This is a genomic window from Rhizobium leguminosarum (assembly GCF_002953715.1).
Lineage (GTDB): Bacteria > Pseudomonadota > Alphaproteobacteria > Rhizobiales > Rhizobiaceae > Rhizobium > Rhizobium leguminosarum_V.
The window spans coordinates 1,331,800-1,349,211 of record NZ_CP025012.1 but is presented as its reverse complement, the minus strand read 5'-3'; the positions used below and the strand labels follow the sequence as shown (position 1 = coordinate 1,349,211).

15 protein-coding genes, 1 tRNA gene, 1 pseudogene and 1 riboswitch are annotated in these 17,412 nt (G+C 60.6%); of the genes and pseudogenes, 7 read left to right on the top strand and 10 right to left on the bottom strand.

Features of this window, described 5'->3' with window-relative positions; genetic code table 11:
• Positions 1-84 precede the first annotated feature (84 nt).
• From CUJ84_RS06875 to CUJ84_RS39245, 3 genes are all read left to right on the top strand, one after another.
• Positions 85-160, top strand: a tRNA-Val gene (locus CUJ84_RS06875).
• A gap of 101 nt (positions 161-261) precedes the next feature.
• Positions 262-660 (top strand): hypothetical protein, encoded by a 399-nt coding sequence (locus tag CUJ84_RS06870; protein ID WP_105005672.1) that lies wholly within the window; start codon positions 262-264, stop codon positions 658-660.
• Positions 661-1,034: 374 nt separating this feature from the next.
• On the top strand, positions 1,035-1,247 hold the full coding sequence (locus CUJ84_RS39245; protein ID WP_105005671.1) for a hypothetical protein: 213 nt from the start codon (positions 1,035-1,037) through the stop codon (positions 1,245-1,247).
• Between the two features lie 111 nt (positions 1,248-1,358).
• Here the strand turns inward: CUJ84_RS39245 and CUJ84_RS06860 are convergent, their stop codons facing one another.
• Together CUJ84_RS06860 and CUJ84_RS06855 are read right to left on the bottom strand one after the other, a co-directional pair.
• Complete coding sequence (locus CUJ84_RS06860) at positions 1,359-1,907, bottom strand: glutathione peroxidase (RefSeq protein WP_105005670.1); 549 nt, start codon at positions 1,905-1,907, stop codon at positions 1,359-1,361.
• 133 nt (positions 1,908-2,040) lie between these two features.
• Entirely contained in the window at positions 2,041-2,394 is a 354-nt protein-coding gene (locus CUJ84_RS06855) for a hypothetical protein (RefSeq protein WP_018241586.1), read from the bottom strand.
• A 165-nt stretch (positions 2,395-2,559) separates the two neighbouring features.
• Here CUJ84_RS06855 and CUJ84_RS06850 point away from each other — a divergent pair, with 165 nt between their 5' ends.
• Complete coding sequence (locus tag CUJ84_RS06850; protein ID WP_105005669.1) at positions 2,560-3,165, top strand: class I SAM-dependent methyltransferase; 606 nt, start codon at positions 2,560-2,562, stop codon at positions 3,163-3,165.
• A gap of 5 nt (positions 3,166-3,170) precedes the next feature.
• Here the strand turns inward: CUJ84_RS06850 and CUJ84_RS06845 are convergent, their stop codons facing one another.
• Positions 3,171-3,572 (bottom strand): (R)-mandelonitrile lyase, encoded by a 402-nt coding sequence (locus CUJ84_RS06845; protein ID WP_245457535.1) that lies wholly within the window; start codon positions 3,570-3,572, stop codon positions 3,171-3,173.
• Between the two features lie 235 nt (positions 3,573-3,807).
• Between CUJ84_RS06845 and CUJ84_RS06840 the strand changes: the two genes are divergently transcribed.
• Positions 3,808-4,794, top strand: coding sequence for an aldo/keto reductase (locus CUJ84_RS06840; RefSeq protein ID WP_105005667.1), 987 nt, complete (start codon positions 3,808-3,810; stop codon positions 4,792-4,794).
• An 84-nt stretch (positions 4,795-4,878) separates the two neighbouring features.
• Here CUJ84_RS06840 and CUJ84_RS06835 read toward each other — a convergent pair whose 3' ends face one another.
• The 6 genes from CUJ84_RS06835 to clpP all read right to left on the bottom strand — a co-directional run bounded on the left by CUJ84_RS06835 (position 4,879) and on the right by clpP (position 14,018).
• Positions 4,879-7,089 carry an esterase-like activity of phytase family protein gene (locus tag CUJ84_RS06835; protein ID WP_199788784.1) on the bottom strand — a complete coding sequence of 737 codons (2,211 nt, stop codon included), beginning with the start codon at positions 7,087-7,089 and terminating at the stop codon, positions 4,879-4,881.
• Between the two features lie 83 nt (positions 7,090-7,172).
• Positions 7,173-8,081 carry a riboflavin transporter RibN gene (ribN, locus tag CUJ84_RS06830; protein ID WP_432444904.1) on the bottom strand — a complete coding sequence of 303 codons (909 nt, stop codon included), beginning with the start codon at positions 8,079-8,081 and terminating at the stop codon, positions 7,173-7,175.
• Between the two features lie 83 nt (positions 8,082-8,164).
• Positions 8,165-8,319, bottom strand: a riboswitch (FMN riboswitch).
• A 187-nt stretch (positions 8,320-8,506) separates the two neighbouring features.
• Positions 8,507-8,782: a DNA-binding protein HupB gene (gene hupB / locus CUJ84_RS06825; RefSeq protein WP_011651361.1), complete on the bottom strand. Its 276-nt coding sequence runs from the start codon at positions 8,780-8,782 to the stop codon at positions 8,507-8,509.
• 206 nt (positions 8,783-8,988) lie between these two features.
• On the bottom strand, positions 8,989-11,406 hold the full coding sequence (lon, locus tag CUJ84_RS06820) for an endopeptidase La (RefSeq protein WP_003547341.1): 2,418 nt from the start codon (positions 11,404-11,406) through the stop codon (positions 8,989-8,991).
• A 402-nt stretch (positions 11,407-11,808) separates the two neighbouring features.
• Positions 11,809-13,086: an ATP-dependent Clp protease ATP-binding subunit ClpX gene (gene clpX, locus CUJ84_RS06815; protein WP_105005665.1), complete on the bottom strand. Its 1,278-nt coding sequence runs from the start codon at positions 13,084-13,086 to the stop codon at positions 11,809-11,811.
• A 302-nt stretch (positions 13,087-13,388) separates the two neighbouring features.
• Positions 13,389-14,018, bottom strand: coding sequence for an ATP-dependent Clp endopeptidase proteolytic subunit ClpP (gene clpP / locus CUJ84_RS06810; RefSeq protein WP_003547334.1), 630 nt, complete (start codon positions 14,016-14,018; stop codon positions 13,389-13,391).
• A 214-nt stretch (positions 14,019-14,232) separates the two neighbouring features.
• On the opposite strand from clpP, the gene CUJ84_RS06805 reads away from it, so the two are divergent.
• Both CUJ84_RS06805 and CUJ84_RS06800 read left to right on the top strand, forming a co-directional pair.
• Positions 14,233-15,648, top strand: coding sequence for a sensor domain-containing diguanylate cyclase (locus CUJ84_RS06805; protein WP_199788783.1), 1,416 nt, complete (start codon positions 14,233-14,235; stop codon positions 15,646-15,648).
• Positions 15,649-15,707: 59 nt separating this feature from the next.
• Complete coding sequence (locus CUJ84_RS06800; protein WP_105005664.1) at positions 15,708-16,952, top strand: cytochrome P450; 1,245 nt, start codon at positions 15,708-15,710, stop codon at positions 16,950-16,952.
• 35 nt (positions 16,953-16,987) lie between these two features.
• Here CUJ84_RS06800 and CUJ84_RS06795 read toward each other — a convergent pair.
• A pseudogene (locus CUJ84_RS06795) lies at positions 16,988-17,401 on the bottom strand (phosphate ABC transporter ATP-binding protein); the annotation flags it as partial.
• Positions 17,402-17,412: the final 11 nt, after the last annotated feature.

The window sequence follows — 17,412 nt, the reverse complement described above, 5'->3', positions numbered from 1 at the left end:
TTCACAAACACTCTTGCGGTTTTGCCGCGATCCGCATAGATCACGGCCACCAACGCGGCAGGCCGATCCGGCTTCGTTTGCGATGGGCGATTAGCTCAGTTGGTAGAGCGCCTCGTTTACACCGAGGATGTCGGCGGTTCGAGTCCGTCATCGCCCACCACTTCCAAACTTTCCTGCTGCTTGTTCATCAGACTTAGGCTCCCGAATTAGCTCGCTAATCCGGTCACGATCTGCGCAAGGTGTTTTGTCAGGAGACACCTCATGAAAACCGTTGCGATCATCTCTGCGCTGCTTCTCGTCAGCGTGGCTGCGCCGCCGTGCATTGCCAGAGAGCCGGCGCAAGAGGTGTTCCTGTCTGCCGGGGATCAGGCGATTACAACCTCGGGAGAAACCCCGGCGCGTGAAGGCAGAACATATCTCCTCCGAATGCAGTCAGATCTGCCGATTAATTTTTCGGTCGATGCCGACAATTCAGCCTGCAGCTTGGAAATCAGCAAAGCCAGCCAGCGCGGCGTCCTAAGCACAATCAGCCGATTCCCCGCATCTTTCAGAGACAGCGGTCAAAGTGGCGATAAATATACGTTTTCGTTTTTCCAAAACCGCGTTTCATTTATGAGCGGCGCGCGATGCGCCTTCTCATTTTCTCTCACGCAGATGTGACTGGGTGATTGGGGCGGTGGGCATCCCTCGCCGTTTGGAGGACGCCCATCGTCTGCCATTTCATGGCGATTACAGTTCGTCACGACTCTCCGTATCGGGTGAACCGGCTGGCCGATGCCCCGTGCGGCGGCACGCCACGGTCCGAGTTGTGGGCAGGACTGCGTTCTCGAGGCAGCATGCGGCAAGACATTCCGGCGCAGCAAGGCGTTACATTCCTGCAGCTTCAGATGCCCGCCAGCACTCCGTAAAACGGACTACTCCCAGCCGCCGCGCCACCTCCTATTGGGCGAATGGATAGCGGCCGGCAAAAGTGGGAGAATTCGCCGCCCGGAAAGTCTCCGCGCTTGAAGGTTCATCACGCCTGGAGGTGTGCCATGAGGACCCTGCGCTCCACATTGACGCTGTGCATCGCGATTGCCCTTGGCACGCCAAGTGCCACATACGTCGCCCTGCCCGGATATGCATTCAAGACGAATCCGCAATGCCAGCGCCACGAACCAAAGACGAAATTCGACAAGAGGTGCGACTGGCCGAGAGTGGGCTTCAAGGACTTTACGCCCCCGCTTGTGACCGTGCTTGGGATCTGAGGATCTTGGAACCGCGCCGGATGCGCTTTCTCATTTTCTCCGACTGAGCTGTGAGAGCGTGATCGGGGTAATGAGCATCCCGCTGTCCGGTGGGTGCTCATCCCCCACCATTCATCCCTTCGCCAGTTCTTTATCCACAGCGGAGACCAGCCGCGAATCATCTGCCGTCACGTCAGGCGCGAAGCGGGCGGCGATTTTGCCGTCGCGGCCGATCAGGAATTTTTCGAAGTTCCAGAGGATGTCGTCCTCGTCTCCGCCTGTCATGCCGTGGGATTTCAGGCGTTCGCGCATCGGGCCGTCGCCCGTCGTCGCGACACCCGACTTGGTCAGTTGCCGGTAAAGCGGATGCTGCGCCTCGCCCTTGACCGAGATCTTCGAGAAGATCGGGAAGGTGACGTCATAGGTGCTGGTGCAGAAATCGAGGATCTCGGCGTCGGTGCCGGGCTCCTGGCCCTTGAAGTCGTTGGCGGGGAAAGCGGCGATGACGAAGCCGCGCTCGCGCTTTTCGCCATAGAGCCTTTCCAGCCCCTGATATTGCGGCGTGAGCCCGCATTTCGAGGCAACATTGACGACCAGGAGCACCCTGCCCTTGTATTCGTTGAGCGTGGTCTCGCGACCATCCACAGTCTTGACCGGGATATCCAGCACATTGCCCGTCACGGGAACCTCCAATTTCGTAAGGATATGTTTCGTCCAAGCTTAACGATATCGCCGCCGTTGTCATCAGCGTCGGGATCAACTTGGCTTCCACAGGACGCCGGTGCGGCTTCCGGCCGCACCGGGCCTCAGCACCTCAGGCGGGAGACGTTTCCTTCACGTCGTCGAGCAGGAAGTGCACGACGAGATAATCCGTCTTGTAATGGCGGCCACTGTCCGACACGGAATCGACGCTGCCGCCGTCCTTCGGGTGCCAGGCGTGGTAATGGGGATTGGTGGTGATCAGCGTGATGGCCTTGCCATCTCTTTCGCCAAGCCGGAAGCGCATCTCGGCGAGCGGCCAGATCCGCTCGTAATCCTGCATGGTGATTCGCGCCTTCAGCGCCTTGCGCTGCAGCGGCGCTTCGCCGGCCTCGGCTGGTGTTTCCAACATCACCTCCTCAGCTCCGCTGATGATGGCGTTGAATTCTTCAGGCCACATGCGTCTCATGAAATCGCTCCTCCCGAGGCTTTTTCGTCAGTTCACAGATGGAACTTAGCGGTTTGTTCGAAAGAAGCAAATTCCTGTCATGCGGTTGTCATCGGTGCCGGCTGCTCCTACCTTCCCGTCAAACCGCATCAGGGCCGTCAGTCGCCCGCAATCCCGAGATCAGAGATGAAGACACGTGAAGAAAGGCAGGCGCTCCGGGCGAGCATGCCGCGCACTCCGCTCAGCGCCCATCATATGGAAAACGCCCGCCTGCTGCCGGATCGCGGCGAATTGCTTTATCGGATCCCGAACGGCGGCATCGGCGTCGAGGTCGGGGCAGCCTTCGGCGAATATACGGCGGAGATCCTGGAAAAGAATCGCCCGGCGCAGCTCTACCTCATCGATCCCTGGTCGATGGATCGCTACAGCTCCGGGCTAGACGCGATCCACACGAATTTCGCGGCCGAGATCGCGGCCGGCCGGCTGCATCTGATGCAAGGCACATCGCTCGACAAGCTTGCCGAATTCGAAGACGATTTCCTCGACTGGGCCTATATCGATACCGATCATTCCTTCGAGCTCACCTGGCAGGAACTGCTGCTCTGCGACAAGAAGGTGAAGCGGACGGGGCGCATTGCCGGGCATGATTTCTGCACCGGCAATACCGTCAAGCCGATCGTCTACGGCGTCGTCGAGGCGGTCACCAAGTTCTGCAAGGATTATGGCTGGCAATTCGAGTTCCTGACGGTCGAATCGCACGCGCATTTTTCCTATTGCCTGAAGCGGCTCTGATCAGCTCACATTTTACCGGAATATTGCTCGTCGCTGACCTTTTCCATCCAGTCGACATGGTTGCCGTCCAGCGCTTCATGGATGGCGATATGCGTCATCGCCGTGTCCGGGGCAGCACCATGCCAATGTTTTTCGCCCGGCGAGAACCAGACGGTATCGCCGGCGCGGATCTCGCGGATGTCCCCGCCCCAGCTCTGGGCGAGACCCTTGCCTGATGTCACGATCAGCGTCTGGCCGAGCGGATGCGTATGCCAGGCGGTGCGGGCACCGGGTTCGAAGGTGACGGAGACCGCCCTCGCCCGTGCCGGCGCCGGCGTTTCCATCAGCGGATCCTGGCGAACGGCGCCGGTGAAATAGTCGGCCGGTGGCTTCGTCGAGGGGCGAGAGCCGACGGGTTTGATCTCCATGATCTTTCCTTTTCCATCCATGCGGTTGAAGCCTTGTAGCAGAACGATATTTCATCGGAGCGACCAATCAAAGCCGGATCGACAATTGCCGCAAAGTCACCCGGCTGATAGTGCCATTGTCTTTCATCAGCGCGTCGCATCTTGCTTGAATCATCCGACGCGCTTTGGCTCTTTGTTTTGATGCATGTCGTTGTCCCCGCACACTTCCGGGCGACATGCAGTAGGAGGATTTTTCATGAAACACCATGCTTTCGGCCGGATGCCCTTCACCGTCACCAACGTCGGCTTCGGCGCCTGGCAGATCGGCGGCTCCTGGGGCGATATCAGCGAGGCCGACGGACGCGCGGCGCTGAATGCCGCGCTCGATGCCGGCATGACATTCATCGACACTGCAGATGTCTATGGCGACGGCCGCTCGGAAAAGATCATTGCCGACGTGCTGAAGACGCGCGGCGGCGAACGCCCGATGGTCGCCACCAAGGCGGGCCGTCGCCTCAACCCGCATGTCGCGGAAGGCTACACCAAGGCTAATCTCGAAGGCTTCATCGACCGCAGCCTGACGAATCTCGCCGTCGACAGTCTCGACCTCGTGCAGCTGCACTGCCCGCCGCGCGACGTGCTTTACCAGCCAGAGGTCTTCGAGGGCCTGAACGAGCTTCAGAAGGCCGGCAAGATCAAGGGTTACGGCGTCAGCGTCGAAAAGGTCGAGGACGGCCTGAAGGCGATCGAATATCCCGGCGTCGTCAGCATCCAGATCATCTACAACATATTCCGCCAGCGCCCCGACCACCTGTTCTTCCAGGAGGCGCGCCGCAAGAACGTGGCGATCATCGCCCGCGTGCCGCTCGCAAGCGGTCTCCTCTCCGGCAAGATCACCCGGGACACACACTTCGCCAGCGACGACCACCGCAATTTCAACCGCAACGGCGAAGCCTTCGATGTCGGCGAGACCTTTGCCGGCGTGCCCTTCGAGGTCGGTCTGCAGGCGGTGGAAGAGGTGCGCAAGCTGGTGCCCGAGGGCGCCACCATGGCCGCCTTCGCGCTCCGCTGGATCCTGATGAGCGATGCCCTCACCGTCGTCATCCCCGGCGCGCGTAACGCCGAGCAGGCCAAGGGCAATGCGGCCGCCGCCGACCTTGCGCCGCTTTCGGCCGATGTCATGGCAGCAACGCGCGAGATCTACGAGCGGCTGATCGCGCCGCATGTGCATCAGCGCTGGTAGGCGTCCAACACTCCAAAATGCAAATGGCCGGGTTTTCGCCCGGCCATTTTCATATCAGCGATCCGTCAAGGTCAGTTGGTGGGCTCAGTTGGTGCCGACGAGATCGACCGGAAAGAACAGGGTTTCGCCGGAGGAGTCGCTGACGCCGTCATTGTCGGTGACCGCGTAGGGCTTGCCCGATGCGTCGAAGGTGAAGCCTTCGAGCTTGTCCAGCACATAGCCATTGGTCGTGGTCTTCAGCTGACCGAGGAAGTCATGGGCTTCGGTCTTCTTGACGACCGGCAGCTCGCCGCCGAGCTTGGCGGGCTTCAGCTCCGAAATCGCGACCTTGTAGAGCTTCTTCAGCCTGGCGGCATCACCGACAAGGTTGTCGCGCTCGATGATGTAGACGCTGTCGCCCTGGGCGGAGATTTCCGACAGGCCGACCCAGCCGCTTTCCGTCTTGTCGAGCGGATAGCGCACAGCACCCCATTCCTTCTTCTTCGGATTGTAGGAGACGAGCTTGACGAAGCCCTTCTCGTCATCGCTCCACTCGCGCTGGACCGCCATCCAGAGCGTTGCATCGTCGCCGGTGCCGACAATGGTCACGCCTTCGAGGCCGTAGCGGATTTCGTTGGCGACGAGCTCCTTCGGCAGGGCGATCTCGGCCTTGATGTCACCCTTGGCATTGACGTTGTAGAGGGCGTGCGGGACGAGCCGCTCGCTGTAACCTTCCGAGGCGAGCCAGAAGGAGCCGTCGGCAGCCGCCGCAATACCTTCGATGTCGAGCTTCTGGGCCGGGGCGCCGTCACGCTTGACGACGAGGGCGTCGGTGATGACGGCCGGCTTCTTGCGGGCATCGATCGTGTAGATCGTCGGCTGCGAGCCCAGAACGCTGTCGCTGACGGCGTAGAGCATGCCCGGCTTGCCCGGAACGGCGGCGAGACCCGAAAGGGCTGCAAAGCCGATCGGATTGCCATCCTTCTCGGCGGAGACGATCTGCGGATAGGCCTTTTCGCCTTCCGAGCGCTCGTAGATCATCACATGCGAGCGCGCGCCGCCATCCTTGCCGAGGTCGAGTTCATTGGCGGTGGCAAAAATATTGCGCTTAGGGATTGCGATCGCGCCTTCCGGCGAAATGCCGGACGGCAGCAGCTGGACAAGCTCGGGATCAGCGCCGGTATCTTTGTAGACGCCGACGACCGAAGCGCGCTCGGCGAGCAGGAAGAAATACTGATCGTCACCGAACTTGGCGGCTTCAAGGCCCTCGGGCTCGACGCCCTTCGATCCTGACCGGCTTTCCGGATAGTGGCCGATATGGGCGACGGCGCGTTCGAAGGATGGGCCCGATTCGTAGAGAAGCTTGCCCGTCTTGTCGAAGATGGTGAAGCCGCGCGAGCCGCCCTGATAGTCGCCTTCATTGGCGACGACGAGGCGGTTGTCGTCCAGCCACTTCACGGCGTCGGGCTCGCGCAGCACGCCCTTGGCATCGCCTGAGAATTTCAGGGCGCCGTCACGCTTGGTGTCGATGCCCGTGAGATCGACGCTGCCGGCGGAGAAATGCGTCTTCACTTCAGCCGTGTTGGCGTCGATGATGACGATCTCATTGTTTTCCTGCAGCGTCAGGGCAATCTCGTTCAGACCGTTGAAGGCGACGAATTCCGGTTCCGGATCCTCAGGAGCAATGCCGGCAAGCCCGGTCAGCGCCACGTGCTTGATGGTGCCGCAATCGACGGTGCCATTCTTGACCTGGAAGGCGACGAGGTCGCCAGCCGGCATCTGTGGGATCTTGCCGTCATTGACCTTTTCGTCGCGCTCGTTTTCGATCGCGATGGCGCCGAGCGTCTTGTCCTTGTTGAGGGCGATCGAATCCGGCTGGCCGCCGAGATCGCAGCTGTTTTCGATCTTCTTGGTCGTCACGTCGACGATCGCGAGACGGCCCGAGGGCTTCGCCTTGCTTTCGGAGGTGTTGACGGCAACGAGCGCCTTGCCGGCGCTGGAGGTGACCGATGTCGGCTCGCCGTCCATCATCACCGCGCCGCCGGCCTTCGGGGCCCTGGCATCGGTAATGTCGATGAAGCCGATCGCGCCGAGCGGGCTGTCGCTATAGATCAGCGTGTTGCCGTCGTCGGTCGCTGAGATGATTTCGGCGGAGCTCACCGAAAGCTTATCCTTGTCAGCCGGCAGGTTCTGCGCAACCGGAAAGGAAGCGATGCGGTTGAAAACCGGTTCGGCCGTGGCCGGAAAGGCAACGGATGCGAGAAGCACGGCAGCAAGCGCTGCCTTGCGCGATGAAATTGTCATGAAATCCCCCATGTGTCGAACATTCGAAACAGGAGTTTTCTGCGGGAGCGGCATGACAGAGGCATGACAGAGGCGGCATTTTGCGTCAGATCATGTCAGGCTGGTTTGCGCTCTCGGCGCATCTCGTTTCGCATGATGAACAGCGAAGCGGAGAGAATAAGAGCTGCTCCCAGCCGGAGGTAGCCCGCCGGCGCATAGCCGAAGAACAGCCAACCGGCCAGCACATTCAACGGCAGTTTCAGATCGTCGAACGGCTGGACGTAGGCGGCATCGGCTGCGGCATAGGCAAGCGTCAGGAAATACTGCGCTACGGCGGTCAGCAGCCCCGCCAGCAGGAACAGCGCAAGTGTTGCACCCGTCGGCACTGCAAAACCTGCCGCCAGCGCCAGTCCGCCGTTTATCGGCGTCAGCAGAACGAGCAGCCAGACGGTGATCGTCTCCGGTCGTTCAATGCCCGTCAGGCTCTTGGTGATCAGCGACGAGGCGCCCCACAGCAGCGCCGAGAGCACAGGCAAGAGAGCCGCCCAGCCAAAACCATCAGACCATGGCTGCAGGATGATCATCGCTCCGGTGAAACCCGCCGCCGTCGCTGCCCAGCGAGCCGGGCCGACGCGCTCCCCGAGGAAAAGCCGCGCGCCCAGAATGATGAAGAAGGGCGAGGTCATCACCAGTGCTATCGCCTGCCAGATCGGCACCGTGGAAAGGCCGGCGACCCAGGCCTCGACGCCGAGCGCGGCAAGCGCGACGCGCGCGAGGTGACGCCAGGGATAGCGCGTGCGCATCGCCGAAAGGCCGAGCCTCTTCAGGAACGGCAGCGAAAACAGGAAGGCGAAGCCATATTGCCAGAAGGCTGCCGACGCCGAGGGAAAGGCAAGCTTCATCGTCAGCCATTGGGTGACGACGTTGAGAAGCGAAAAGGCAATGCCGGCAAGCACCATCCAGATGGCACCGACAACGGCGCGGGACGGCGAGACCACAAGGGAAGTCTGATTCATGTCTTTTATCCGAAACCAGGGACCAACATAAATCAGGACGCATGAGGCACGGACAGGCAATACAGGGTAACCCCTGCCCTCGCATGGCCGACGCTCATTCTCTTCCATCCGGACTTTAACCGTCGGCTCCGGATTTGCACCGGATCTGCTGACCCTTCCTCCGCGTGGACACGAAAGAAGGCGCTCGCGGGCTCAGGCCGAAGCCCTTACCGCCGGTGGGGAGTTTCACCCCGCCCTGAGAACAGAAACGTCGTAGATCAAAGCCCGGGCGACAGCAAGAGTGCTCCTAGATCAAAAAAGCAGAGCATGATGTCGTCCGAAAACCGCTCACACTTTTCGGCATCATGCTCTAAAGCAAAAGGGGTCCGGCAAAGCCGAACCCCTCTCAAATCCTGCACAGCCGGTCTCGTTTCCGGCTGGTGGATAATCTCAGATCAGCTGTTGACGGCGTCCTTCAGGCCCTTGCCGGGCGTGAATTTCGGCACGTTGCGAGCCGGAATGTCGACTTCAGCGCCCGTCGACGGGTTACGGCCCTTCGTTGCGGCACGATGAGAAACGGTGAAGCTGCCGAAACCCGCAAGGCGAATGTCGCCCTTGTTCTTGAGCTCAGCCTGGACAACGTCGAAAACCGCGTCAACAGCGGAAGCCGCGTCAGACTTCGTCAGTCCTGCCTTTTCGGCTACTGCGGACACGAGTTCATTCTTGTTCATGTTTCCACCCCTTTCTAAATGGTATGAAACGACTCAAAAGTAAGCTAGGCGCAGAATAGGTTTCATCAGGCCCGCCGAAAACCCAAAAGCCCTGCAAATCAAGGAAAAGCAAGCGTCTACATGACGTTTTCACAAAAAAGGCTGGCGTTTCCGCCAGCCTTTTTCCGTCTTTTGGGCCAATTGGGCATAAATGTGGCAAAGGCCACTCAATGCGCTATGGTTGCGCCTGTCTCATCAAGGCCTTCGACCGATGTGATGACCGGCGTTTCCACCGTGCCGTCCCATTCGATAGGCTCCGGCCGCCGGATCAGCGCATGCTTGATCACCTCGCCCATGCGGGATACCGGGATGATCTCCATGTTGTTCTTCACGTTGTCAGGAATCTCCGCCAGGTCCTTGGCGTTTTCCTCCGGAATCAGCACCTTCTTGATGCCGCCGCGAAGCGCTGCGAGCAGCTTTTCCTTGAGACCACCGATCGGCAGCACGCGGCCACGAAGGGTGATTTCGCCGGTCATGGCCACATGCCTGTCCACCGGAATGCCGGTCATGATCGAGACGATCGCGGTTGCCATGGCGACGCCGGCCGAGGGGCCATCCTTCGGGGTTGCGCCTTCCGGCACGTGCACGTGGATGTCGCTCTTGTCGAAGCGCGGCGGCTCGATGCCGAAATCGACAGCGCGCGAGCGGACATAGGAGGCCGCTGCCGAGATCGATTCCTTCATGACTTCCTTCAGATTGCCGGTGACCGTCATGCGGCCCTTGCCCGGCATCATCACGCCTTCGATGGTCAGCAGCTCGCCACCGACTTCCGTCCAGGCAAGACCGGTCACGACGCCGACCTGATCCTCGCCCTCTGCTTCGCCATGGCGGAAGCGCGGGACGCCCAGGTAGTCGGAGATGTTGGCCGCCGTCACATGAACGGCCTTCGTCTTGCCCTTGATGATCTCGGTGACCGCCTTGCGGGCGAGTTTCATCAGTTCGCGTTCGAAGTTGCGGACGCCGGCTTCACGGGTGTACTGCTGGCTGATCGCCATCAGGGCGTCGTCGCTGACCGAGAATTCTTCCGGCTGCAACGCATGTTCCTTGATGGCCTTCGGCAGCAGGTGCCGCTTGGCGATCTCGCGCTTTTCATCCTCGGTGTAGCCGGCGATACGGATGATCTCCATGCGGTCCATCAGGGGCGCTGGAATATTCAGCGTATTTGCCGTCGTGATGAACATCACATCCGACAGGTCGTATTCGACTTCCAGATAGTGGTCCATGAAGGTCATGTTCTGCGCCGGATCGAGCACTTCGAGCAGGGCCGAGGACGGATCGCCGCGATAGTCCTGGCCGAGCTTGTCGATTTCGTCGAGCAAGAACAGCGGGTTGGACTTCTTCGCCTTCTTCATCGACTGGATGACCTTGCCGGGCATCGAGCCGATATAGGTGCGGCGGTGACCGCGGATTTCGGCTTCGTCACGAACGCCGCCAAGCGCCATGCGGACATACTCACGGCCGGTCGCCTTGGCGATCGACTGGGCGAGCGAGGTCTTGCCGACACCCGGAGGACCGACGAGGCAAAGGATCGGCCCCTTGATCTTGGTGGCGCGAGCCTGCACGGCCAGATATTCGACGATGCGCTCCTTGACCTTGTCGAGACCGAAGTGATCGGCTTCGAGGATCTTCTCGGCATTGTTGAGATCGGCCTTGATCTTCGACTTCTTGCCCCAGGGAATGCCGAGCAGCCAGTCCAGATAATTGCGCACGACGGTGGCTTCCGCCGACATCGGGCTCATCTGGCGCAGCTTCTTCAGCTCCGCATCGGCCTTTTCACGGGCTTCCTTGGACAGCTTGGTCTTGGAGATGCGCTCTTCCAGTTCGCTCATCTCGTCGCGGCCTTCCTCGCCGTCGCCGAGTTCCTTCTGGATCGCCTTCATCTGTTCATTGAGGTAATACTCGCGCTGGGTCTTTTCCATCTGGCGCTTGACGCGCGAGCGGATGCGCTTTTCGACCTGCAGAACCGAGATCTCGCCTTCCATGAAGCCGAGGGCCTTTTCGAGGCGCTGCTTGACGCTGGTGGTCTCCAGCATCTCCTGCTTCTCGGTGATCTTGATCGACAGATGCGAAGCGACCGTATCGGCAAGCTTGGAATAGTCGTCGATCTGGCTGGCAGCGCCGACCACTTCGGGCGAAATCTTCTTGTTGAGCTTCACGTAGCTCTCGAATTCGGAGACGACCGAACGCGACAGGGCTTCCAGTTCGACCGGATCGTCATGCGGCTCCTCGAGCACATGGCCGAGCGCCTCATAGAAATCCTCGCGGCTGGTATAGGTGTCGATCTCGGCGCGGGCGCGGCCTTCGACCAGAACCTTGACGGTGCCGTCGGGCAGCTTCAAGAGCTGCAACACGTTCGCCACGGTGCCGACATTGTGGATCGCGGAAGGATCCGGATCGTCGTCGCTGGCGTTGATCTGCGTCACCAGCATGATCTGCTTGTCGGAGCCCATGACCTCTTCGAGCGCACGGATCGACTTTTCCCGTCCGACGAACAGCGGCACGATCATATGCGGGAAAACCACGATGTCGCGCAGGGGCAGAACAGGGTAGGCAGTGCTGCTCGCTACAGACGTTTTCTTCGTCATTTTATGTCCTTTCCATCGTCCCGTTGCCGGGCTCTCTGCACGGCCGCTTGGGACCGGCCGGCACTCTCACTTGTTGCTACAAGTGGAGGTTCTGACTACGCTTTTCAAGCCACGCTAACGCCCGCGTCCCTCGGATGTGACAGCTTTATTACAACGGAACGCCAACACTATGAAGCGCGTGGCTGGACCGGCGCTTACCACTTCCGACCCGGCTAAAATACAAACGCCAGCAAGAGGCTTACGGATCATTGCATCATTGCCAAGCACTACCCCTTGCGCAACATCGGCAAAGGCAATTTCGGTTCCCACCGGCAAATACTAACAGCGCTTCGTATGGTTTTTCAAATAGAAAGGGGCCTGCCTATGGCAAGCCCCCAAAATAATGGTGCGAAAGTCACAAGGTCACGCCGAAGCGTTGGCCTTATCTTCCTGCCGGTCGGCATAGATGTAAAGCGGACGGGCCGAACCGCGCACCACTTCCTCGGAGATGACGACCTCGCGCACGCCTTCCAGCGTCGGCAGTTCGAACATGGTGTCGAGCAGGATCTTCTCCATGATCGAGCGAAGGCCGCGAGCGCCGGTCTTGCGTACGATCGCCTTGCGGGCGATTTCGCGCAGAGCGTCCTCGTGGAAATTCAGTTCCACGTCTTCCATCTCGAACAGCCGCTGATACTGCTTGATCAGCGCATTCTTCGGCTCGGACAGGATCTGGATCAGCGCATCCTCATCGAGGTCCTCAAGCGTCGCCAGAACCGGCAGACGGCCGATGAACTCGGGGATGAGGCCGAACTTGACCAGATCTTCAGGCTCCAGTTCGCGCAGGACCTCGCCGACGCGGCGGTCATCCTGCGACTTGACAGAGGCGCCGAAGCCGATCGAGGTCTTCTCGCCACGGGCAGAGATGATCTTGTCGAGGCCGGCAAAAGCGCCGCCGCAGATGAACAGGATGTTCGTCGTGTCGACCTGGAGGAATTCCTGCTGCGGGTGCTTGCGGCCGCCCTGCGGCGGAACGGAAGCAACCGTGCCTTCCATGATCTTCAGCAGCGCCTGCTGCACGCCCTCGCCCGAGACGTCGCGGGTGATCGACGGATTGTCGGACTTGCGCGAAATCTTGTCGACTTCGTCGATGTAGACGATGCCGCGCTGCGCACGCTCGACGTTGTAGTCGGCCGACTGCAGGAGCTTCAGGATGATGTTTTCGACATCCTCGCCGACATAACCGGCCTCGGTCAGCGTCGTCGCATCGGCCATGGTGAAGGGAACGTCGATGATGCGGGCGAGCGTCTGGGCAAGATAGGTCTTGCCGCAGCCGGTCGGGCCGACGAGCATGATGTTCGACTTCGCCAGTTCGACTTCGCCGTTCTTGGAGGCGTGCGCCAGGCGCTTGTAGTGATTGTGAACGGCGACCGACAGGATCTTCTTCGCCTGCCGCTGGCCGATGACGTATTCGTCGAGGACCTTGATGATGTCCTGGGGCGTCGGAACGCCGTCGCGGGACTTGACCATCGAGGACTTGTTCTCCTCGCGGATGATGTCCATGCACAATTCGACGCATTCATCGCAGATGAAGACGGTCGGTCCGGCAATCAGTTTCCGGACTTCGTGCTGGCTCTTTCCGCAGAACGAACAATAGAGAGTGTTCTTGGAGTCGCCGCCGTTGCTGCCGCTGACCTTGCTCATATCATTTTCCTTCCAGCACGCCGCATTTCAAGGCGAAATCGCGGTCCACTCTATCAGCTCCTGGCGGCACTCCGTTTCCGGAGCCTTTGCCGAGAAGGGCTTCAGGGGGTACGAACCGGGCCCAACCAATCATGTCCGGGTTCCGGCGGCAACGAATTCCCCTTCGAATGCCGATGCTATGTCATAAAAATTCAACATAGCATTAATAGCTACTATTAGCGTCTTCGTCGCCGTAAGAAAGCCCTTGTTCAATCACAAATGGGATAGAACTGTGGCGACAAAAACACCATCCCTATTAATTACTAGGCCTGTTCGCCTTCCATTTCGAGGCGCGACGTCAGAACCTTGTCGATCACGCCCCAGCTCTGGGCTTCGTCCGCATCCATGAAATGGTCACGATCGAGCGTCTTTTCAACTTCCTCGTAGGTGCGACCGGTGTGCTTGACGTAGACCTCGTTCAGGCGGCGCTTCATTTTGAGGATGTCGCGGGCGTGCCGCTCGATGTCCGAGGCCTGGCCCTGGAAGCCGCCCGAGGGCTGGTGCACCATGATACGGGAATTCGGCGTGGCAAAGCGCATGTCCTTGTGGCCGGCAGCCAGCAGCAGCGAGCCCATGGATGCGGCCTGGCCGATGCAGAGCGTCGAAACCGCGGGCTTGATGAACTGCATCGTATCGTAGATCGCCATGCCGGCGGTGACGACGCCACCAGGGGAATTGATGTAAAGGGCGATTTCCTTCTTCGGGTTTTCGGCCTCGAGGAAGAGCAGCTGGGCGCAGACGAGCGTCGCCATATGGTCCTCGACGGCACCCGTCAGGAAGATGATGCGTTCCTTCAACAGGCGGGAATAGATGTCGTAGGAGCGTTCACCGCGGTTGGTCTGTTCCACGACCATCGGCACGAGGGCCATTGCGGTATCGACTGGGTTTCTCATGTGCGTCCTTTGTCAACGTCTCGCCGGCCGGCGCCGGGAATCAAAGAAAAATGTCTTACCCCTACATAGAGTGTCCCGGCCCTCCTCTTCAAGACACGCATGCGGATAACGTTAAGAAGGTGGGGCAAGGCGGCTCCTGGTAGCGTCTTTCCGCCAAAAGCCTTTTAACAACGAGCCCTCGGCCTGATCTCCCCCGGCTTTTCTCCATGACAGGATGAAGGAAGGCTTACTCTATTCGACTATGCTCATACACGTTTACCCAACGGAAAGCCTACCGGCAGATATCGGCCTGAAACAATGCCGCAGCGCAGCGACATTAAGGAAGTGGCGAGCTTCCTCGGCAAGGATGCGAACGGACAGACAAGGGGTTGCTGCCGTGTTCAATATTGCTACAGGTCTCGCCATCTGGTGTTCAGAGGCCATGACGCTCGCTTTGGTGCTGTTCGTCGCCTGGCGCCACAACATCAGGAACGAGGCCTATCTCTATTGGGGCATGGGCTTCCTCCTGACCGGCATTGGCTTTGCGATGGTCGCGCTACGCGGCGAAATCCCCAGCGTGCTTTCCATAGAGGCAGGCAATGCCATCGCCCTGCTCGGCCAGAGCGCCTGGGTGGCGGGTTTTCTGGCGCTCGACCGCAAGCGGATCGAATGGTGGGCGCTGCTGCCGCCGGTCATCTGGCTCGCCGGGGTCTTCCTGCCTTGGGTCAACAGCGATTATTCAAACCGGGTGGTACTCTATAACCTTGCTTCAGCGACGGGTGCGACAGCACTTGCCATGGCGGTCGCCGCCGGCGACATGCGCCGCGAGCGTACCCGCGTCAAGCTGATGGGCGTGTTCGTCATCCAGGGCTGCCTGTGCTTCGGCTCGGCGCTGATGATGGCGCTGACGCTGCCGAGCGATATCGAGGCGACCAATCTCGGCGGCGCCTCCGCCATGGCCAGCGCCTTCCTGCTGACCATCGCCTTCGCGTTCACCTGCCGGCTGATCATGGAGCGCTCCGAACGGCACCTGCGTGCGCTCACCCTGACCGATTCGCTGACCGGCGTGCTCAACCGCCGCGGCCTGCTCGGCTATTTCGACGCCACCCAGGAAAGAGCCCATGACGACCAGCGCCAGGTCGCGGTGTTGCTTTTCGATCTCGACCATTTCAAGCGCGTCAATGACCGTTTCGGCCACCAGTCCGGTGATGCCGTGCTTACCGCCTTCGCGCGGATGGCCCGCCAGTATATTCCAAACTACATCTTCGGCCGCATGGGCGGCGAGGAATTCGCCGCCTTCGCCGCGGTCACGGACCAGACGGAAGCCGAGGCGATCGCCGAAGCGATCCGCACCGAATTCTGCCGTCTACCCGTCAGCACCGGCGAAGCGATCGTTCCAGTCACGGTCAGTATCGGTATCGCGCTTGCCTCCTCGATCGAAGCCAATATCGACAAACTGATCTCGGCCGCCGACCGGGCGCTCTATGCCGCGAAGGCCGCCGGCCGCAATTGCACGGTCACCTTCGGCGAAGCGGAGGCCGCTGCCACTGCACCGGCCACGCCGAGCAGCACCGCCGGCGAACTCGTGCCGACGGTCGACGACCAGGTCGACGCGCTACGACGCATGGGTACGCTGTCGCGGGCCGGATAGTCCTGGATCCCTAACCCCGCATCTTTCCGAGGCTCGGCAAATCCGATAAGCCTCGGGGCATGATGATCCCATCCTTTCTCTCGATCGACCGCGCCAACCGTCATGTCTCGCTGGACAGCCGCAACCCGGCCTTCTACGGCAACCCGAATGTCGTCTATGCCGCACTTCACGCCCATTGCCCGACCTTCTACTGGAGTGAGCAGAAGCAGTGGTTCTTCACGGGTTACGACCATGTGAACAGCCTGCTGCGCGATCGCCGCTTCGGCCGGCAGATCCTGCATATCGCCAGCCGCGAGGAACTCGGCCTTGCCGAGCCGATGCCGCATCTTGCCAGTTTCGATCTCTCGGAACGTTATTCCCTGCTCGAACTTGAACCGCCGGAGCACACGCGGCTGCGCACGCTCGTCAACCGCGCCTTCGTTTCCCGCCATGTCGAGAAGATGAAACCGGAGCTTGCCGAACTCGCCAATCGGCTGATCGACGGTTTCGCGGAGAAGCGTGGGGTCGAGCTGCTCTCGGCCTTTGCCGACATCATCCCGGTGACGATGATCGCCCGCATGATCGGCATTCCCGAAGAGATGGGACCGCAACTGCTTGCCTGGTCACACGCCTATGTCCGCATGTACATGTTCGGCCGCACGCGCGAGCAGGAGGAAGAGGCCGAACGGGCGGCGAAGGAATTTTCCGACTACGTCAAGACGGTCATCACAGAACGCCGCGCCGAACCACGCGACGACCTGCTGACCCACATGATCCATACCGAGCACAAGGGCCAGTATCTGACCGAGGAGGAGCTCGTGTCGACGACGATCGTGCTGCTCAATGCCGGGCACGAGGCGACCGTGCACCAGATCGGCAATTCCGTGCGCACCATCCTAGACAGCGGCTGCGATCCGGCAGAACTCTTCCGGGACGAGGCGACGACGGAGCGCACCGTCGAGGAAACCTTGCGCATCTGCGCGCCGGTCCACATCTTCCAGCGCTGGGCGCTGGAGCCAGCCGAAATCGACGGGGTCTCCTTCAAGCGCGGCGACAAAGTCAGCCTCATCCTCGCCGCCGCCAATCTCGACCCGACAAAATTCACCGATCCGCTGACCTTCTGGCCCGATCGTAACGAGGCGGCGAACCTCTCCTTCGGCGCCGGCATCCATTTCTGCATCGGCGCGCCGCTGGCGCGGCTGGAGCTCAACGTCGTGTTGCCGATCCTGTTCGAGCGCATTGCCGGCCTGAGGCTGGCGAAGACACCGGTGGTCAAGGATGTCTACCATTTCCACGGGCTGGACCGGCTGGATCTGCAGTGGTGATCCCGCCCTCGCAGAGGTGATCCACCGCGCGCGGATCAGCCGTAACGTCCGGTAATGTAGTCTTCCGTGCGCTTGACCTTCGGCGATTGGAAGATCTCAGCGGTCGGGCCGTATTCGACCAACTCGCCCAGATACATGAAGGCAGTGTTGTCCGAGATGCGGCTTGCCTGCTGCATGTTGTGGGTGACGATGACGATGGTGAACTCCGTCTTCGGCTGGGCGACCAGCTCTTCCACCTTGGCAGTCGAGATTGGGTCGAGGGCGGAAGTCGGCTCGTCGAGGAGAAGCACCTCGGGGCGAAGCGCCACGGCACGCGCGATGCAGAGACGCTGCTGCTGGCCGCCGGAAAGGCCGAGACCGCTGCCCTTCAGCTTGTCCTTGACCTCTTCCCAGAGGGCTGCCGAGCGAAGCGCCTGATCGACGCGGACGTCCATCTCAACCTTGGAGATGCTACGACGGC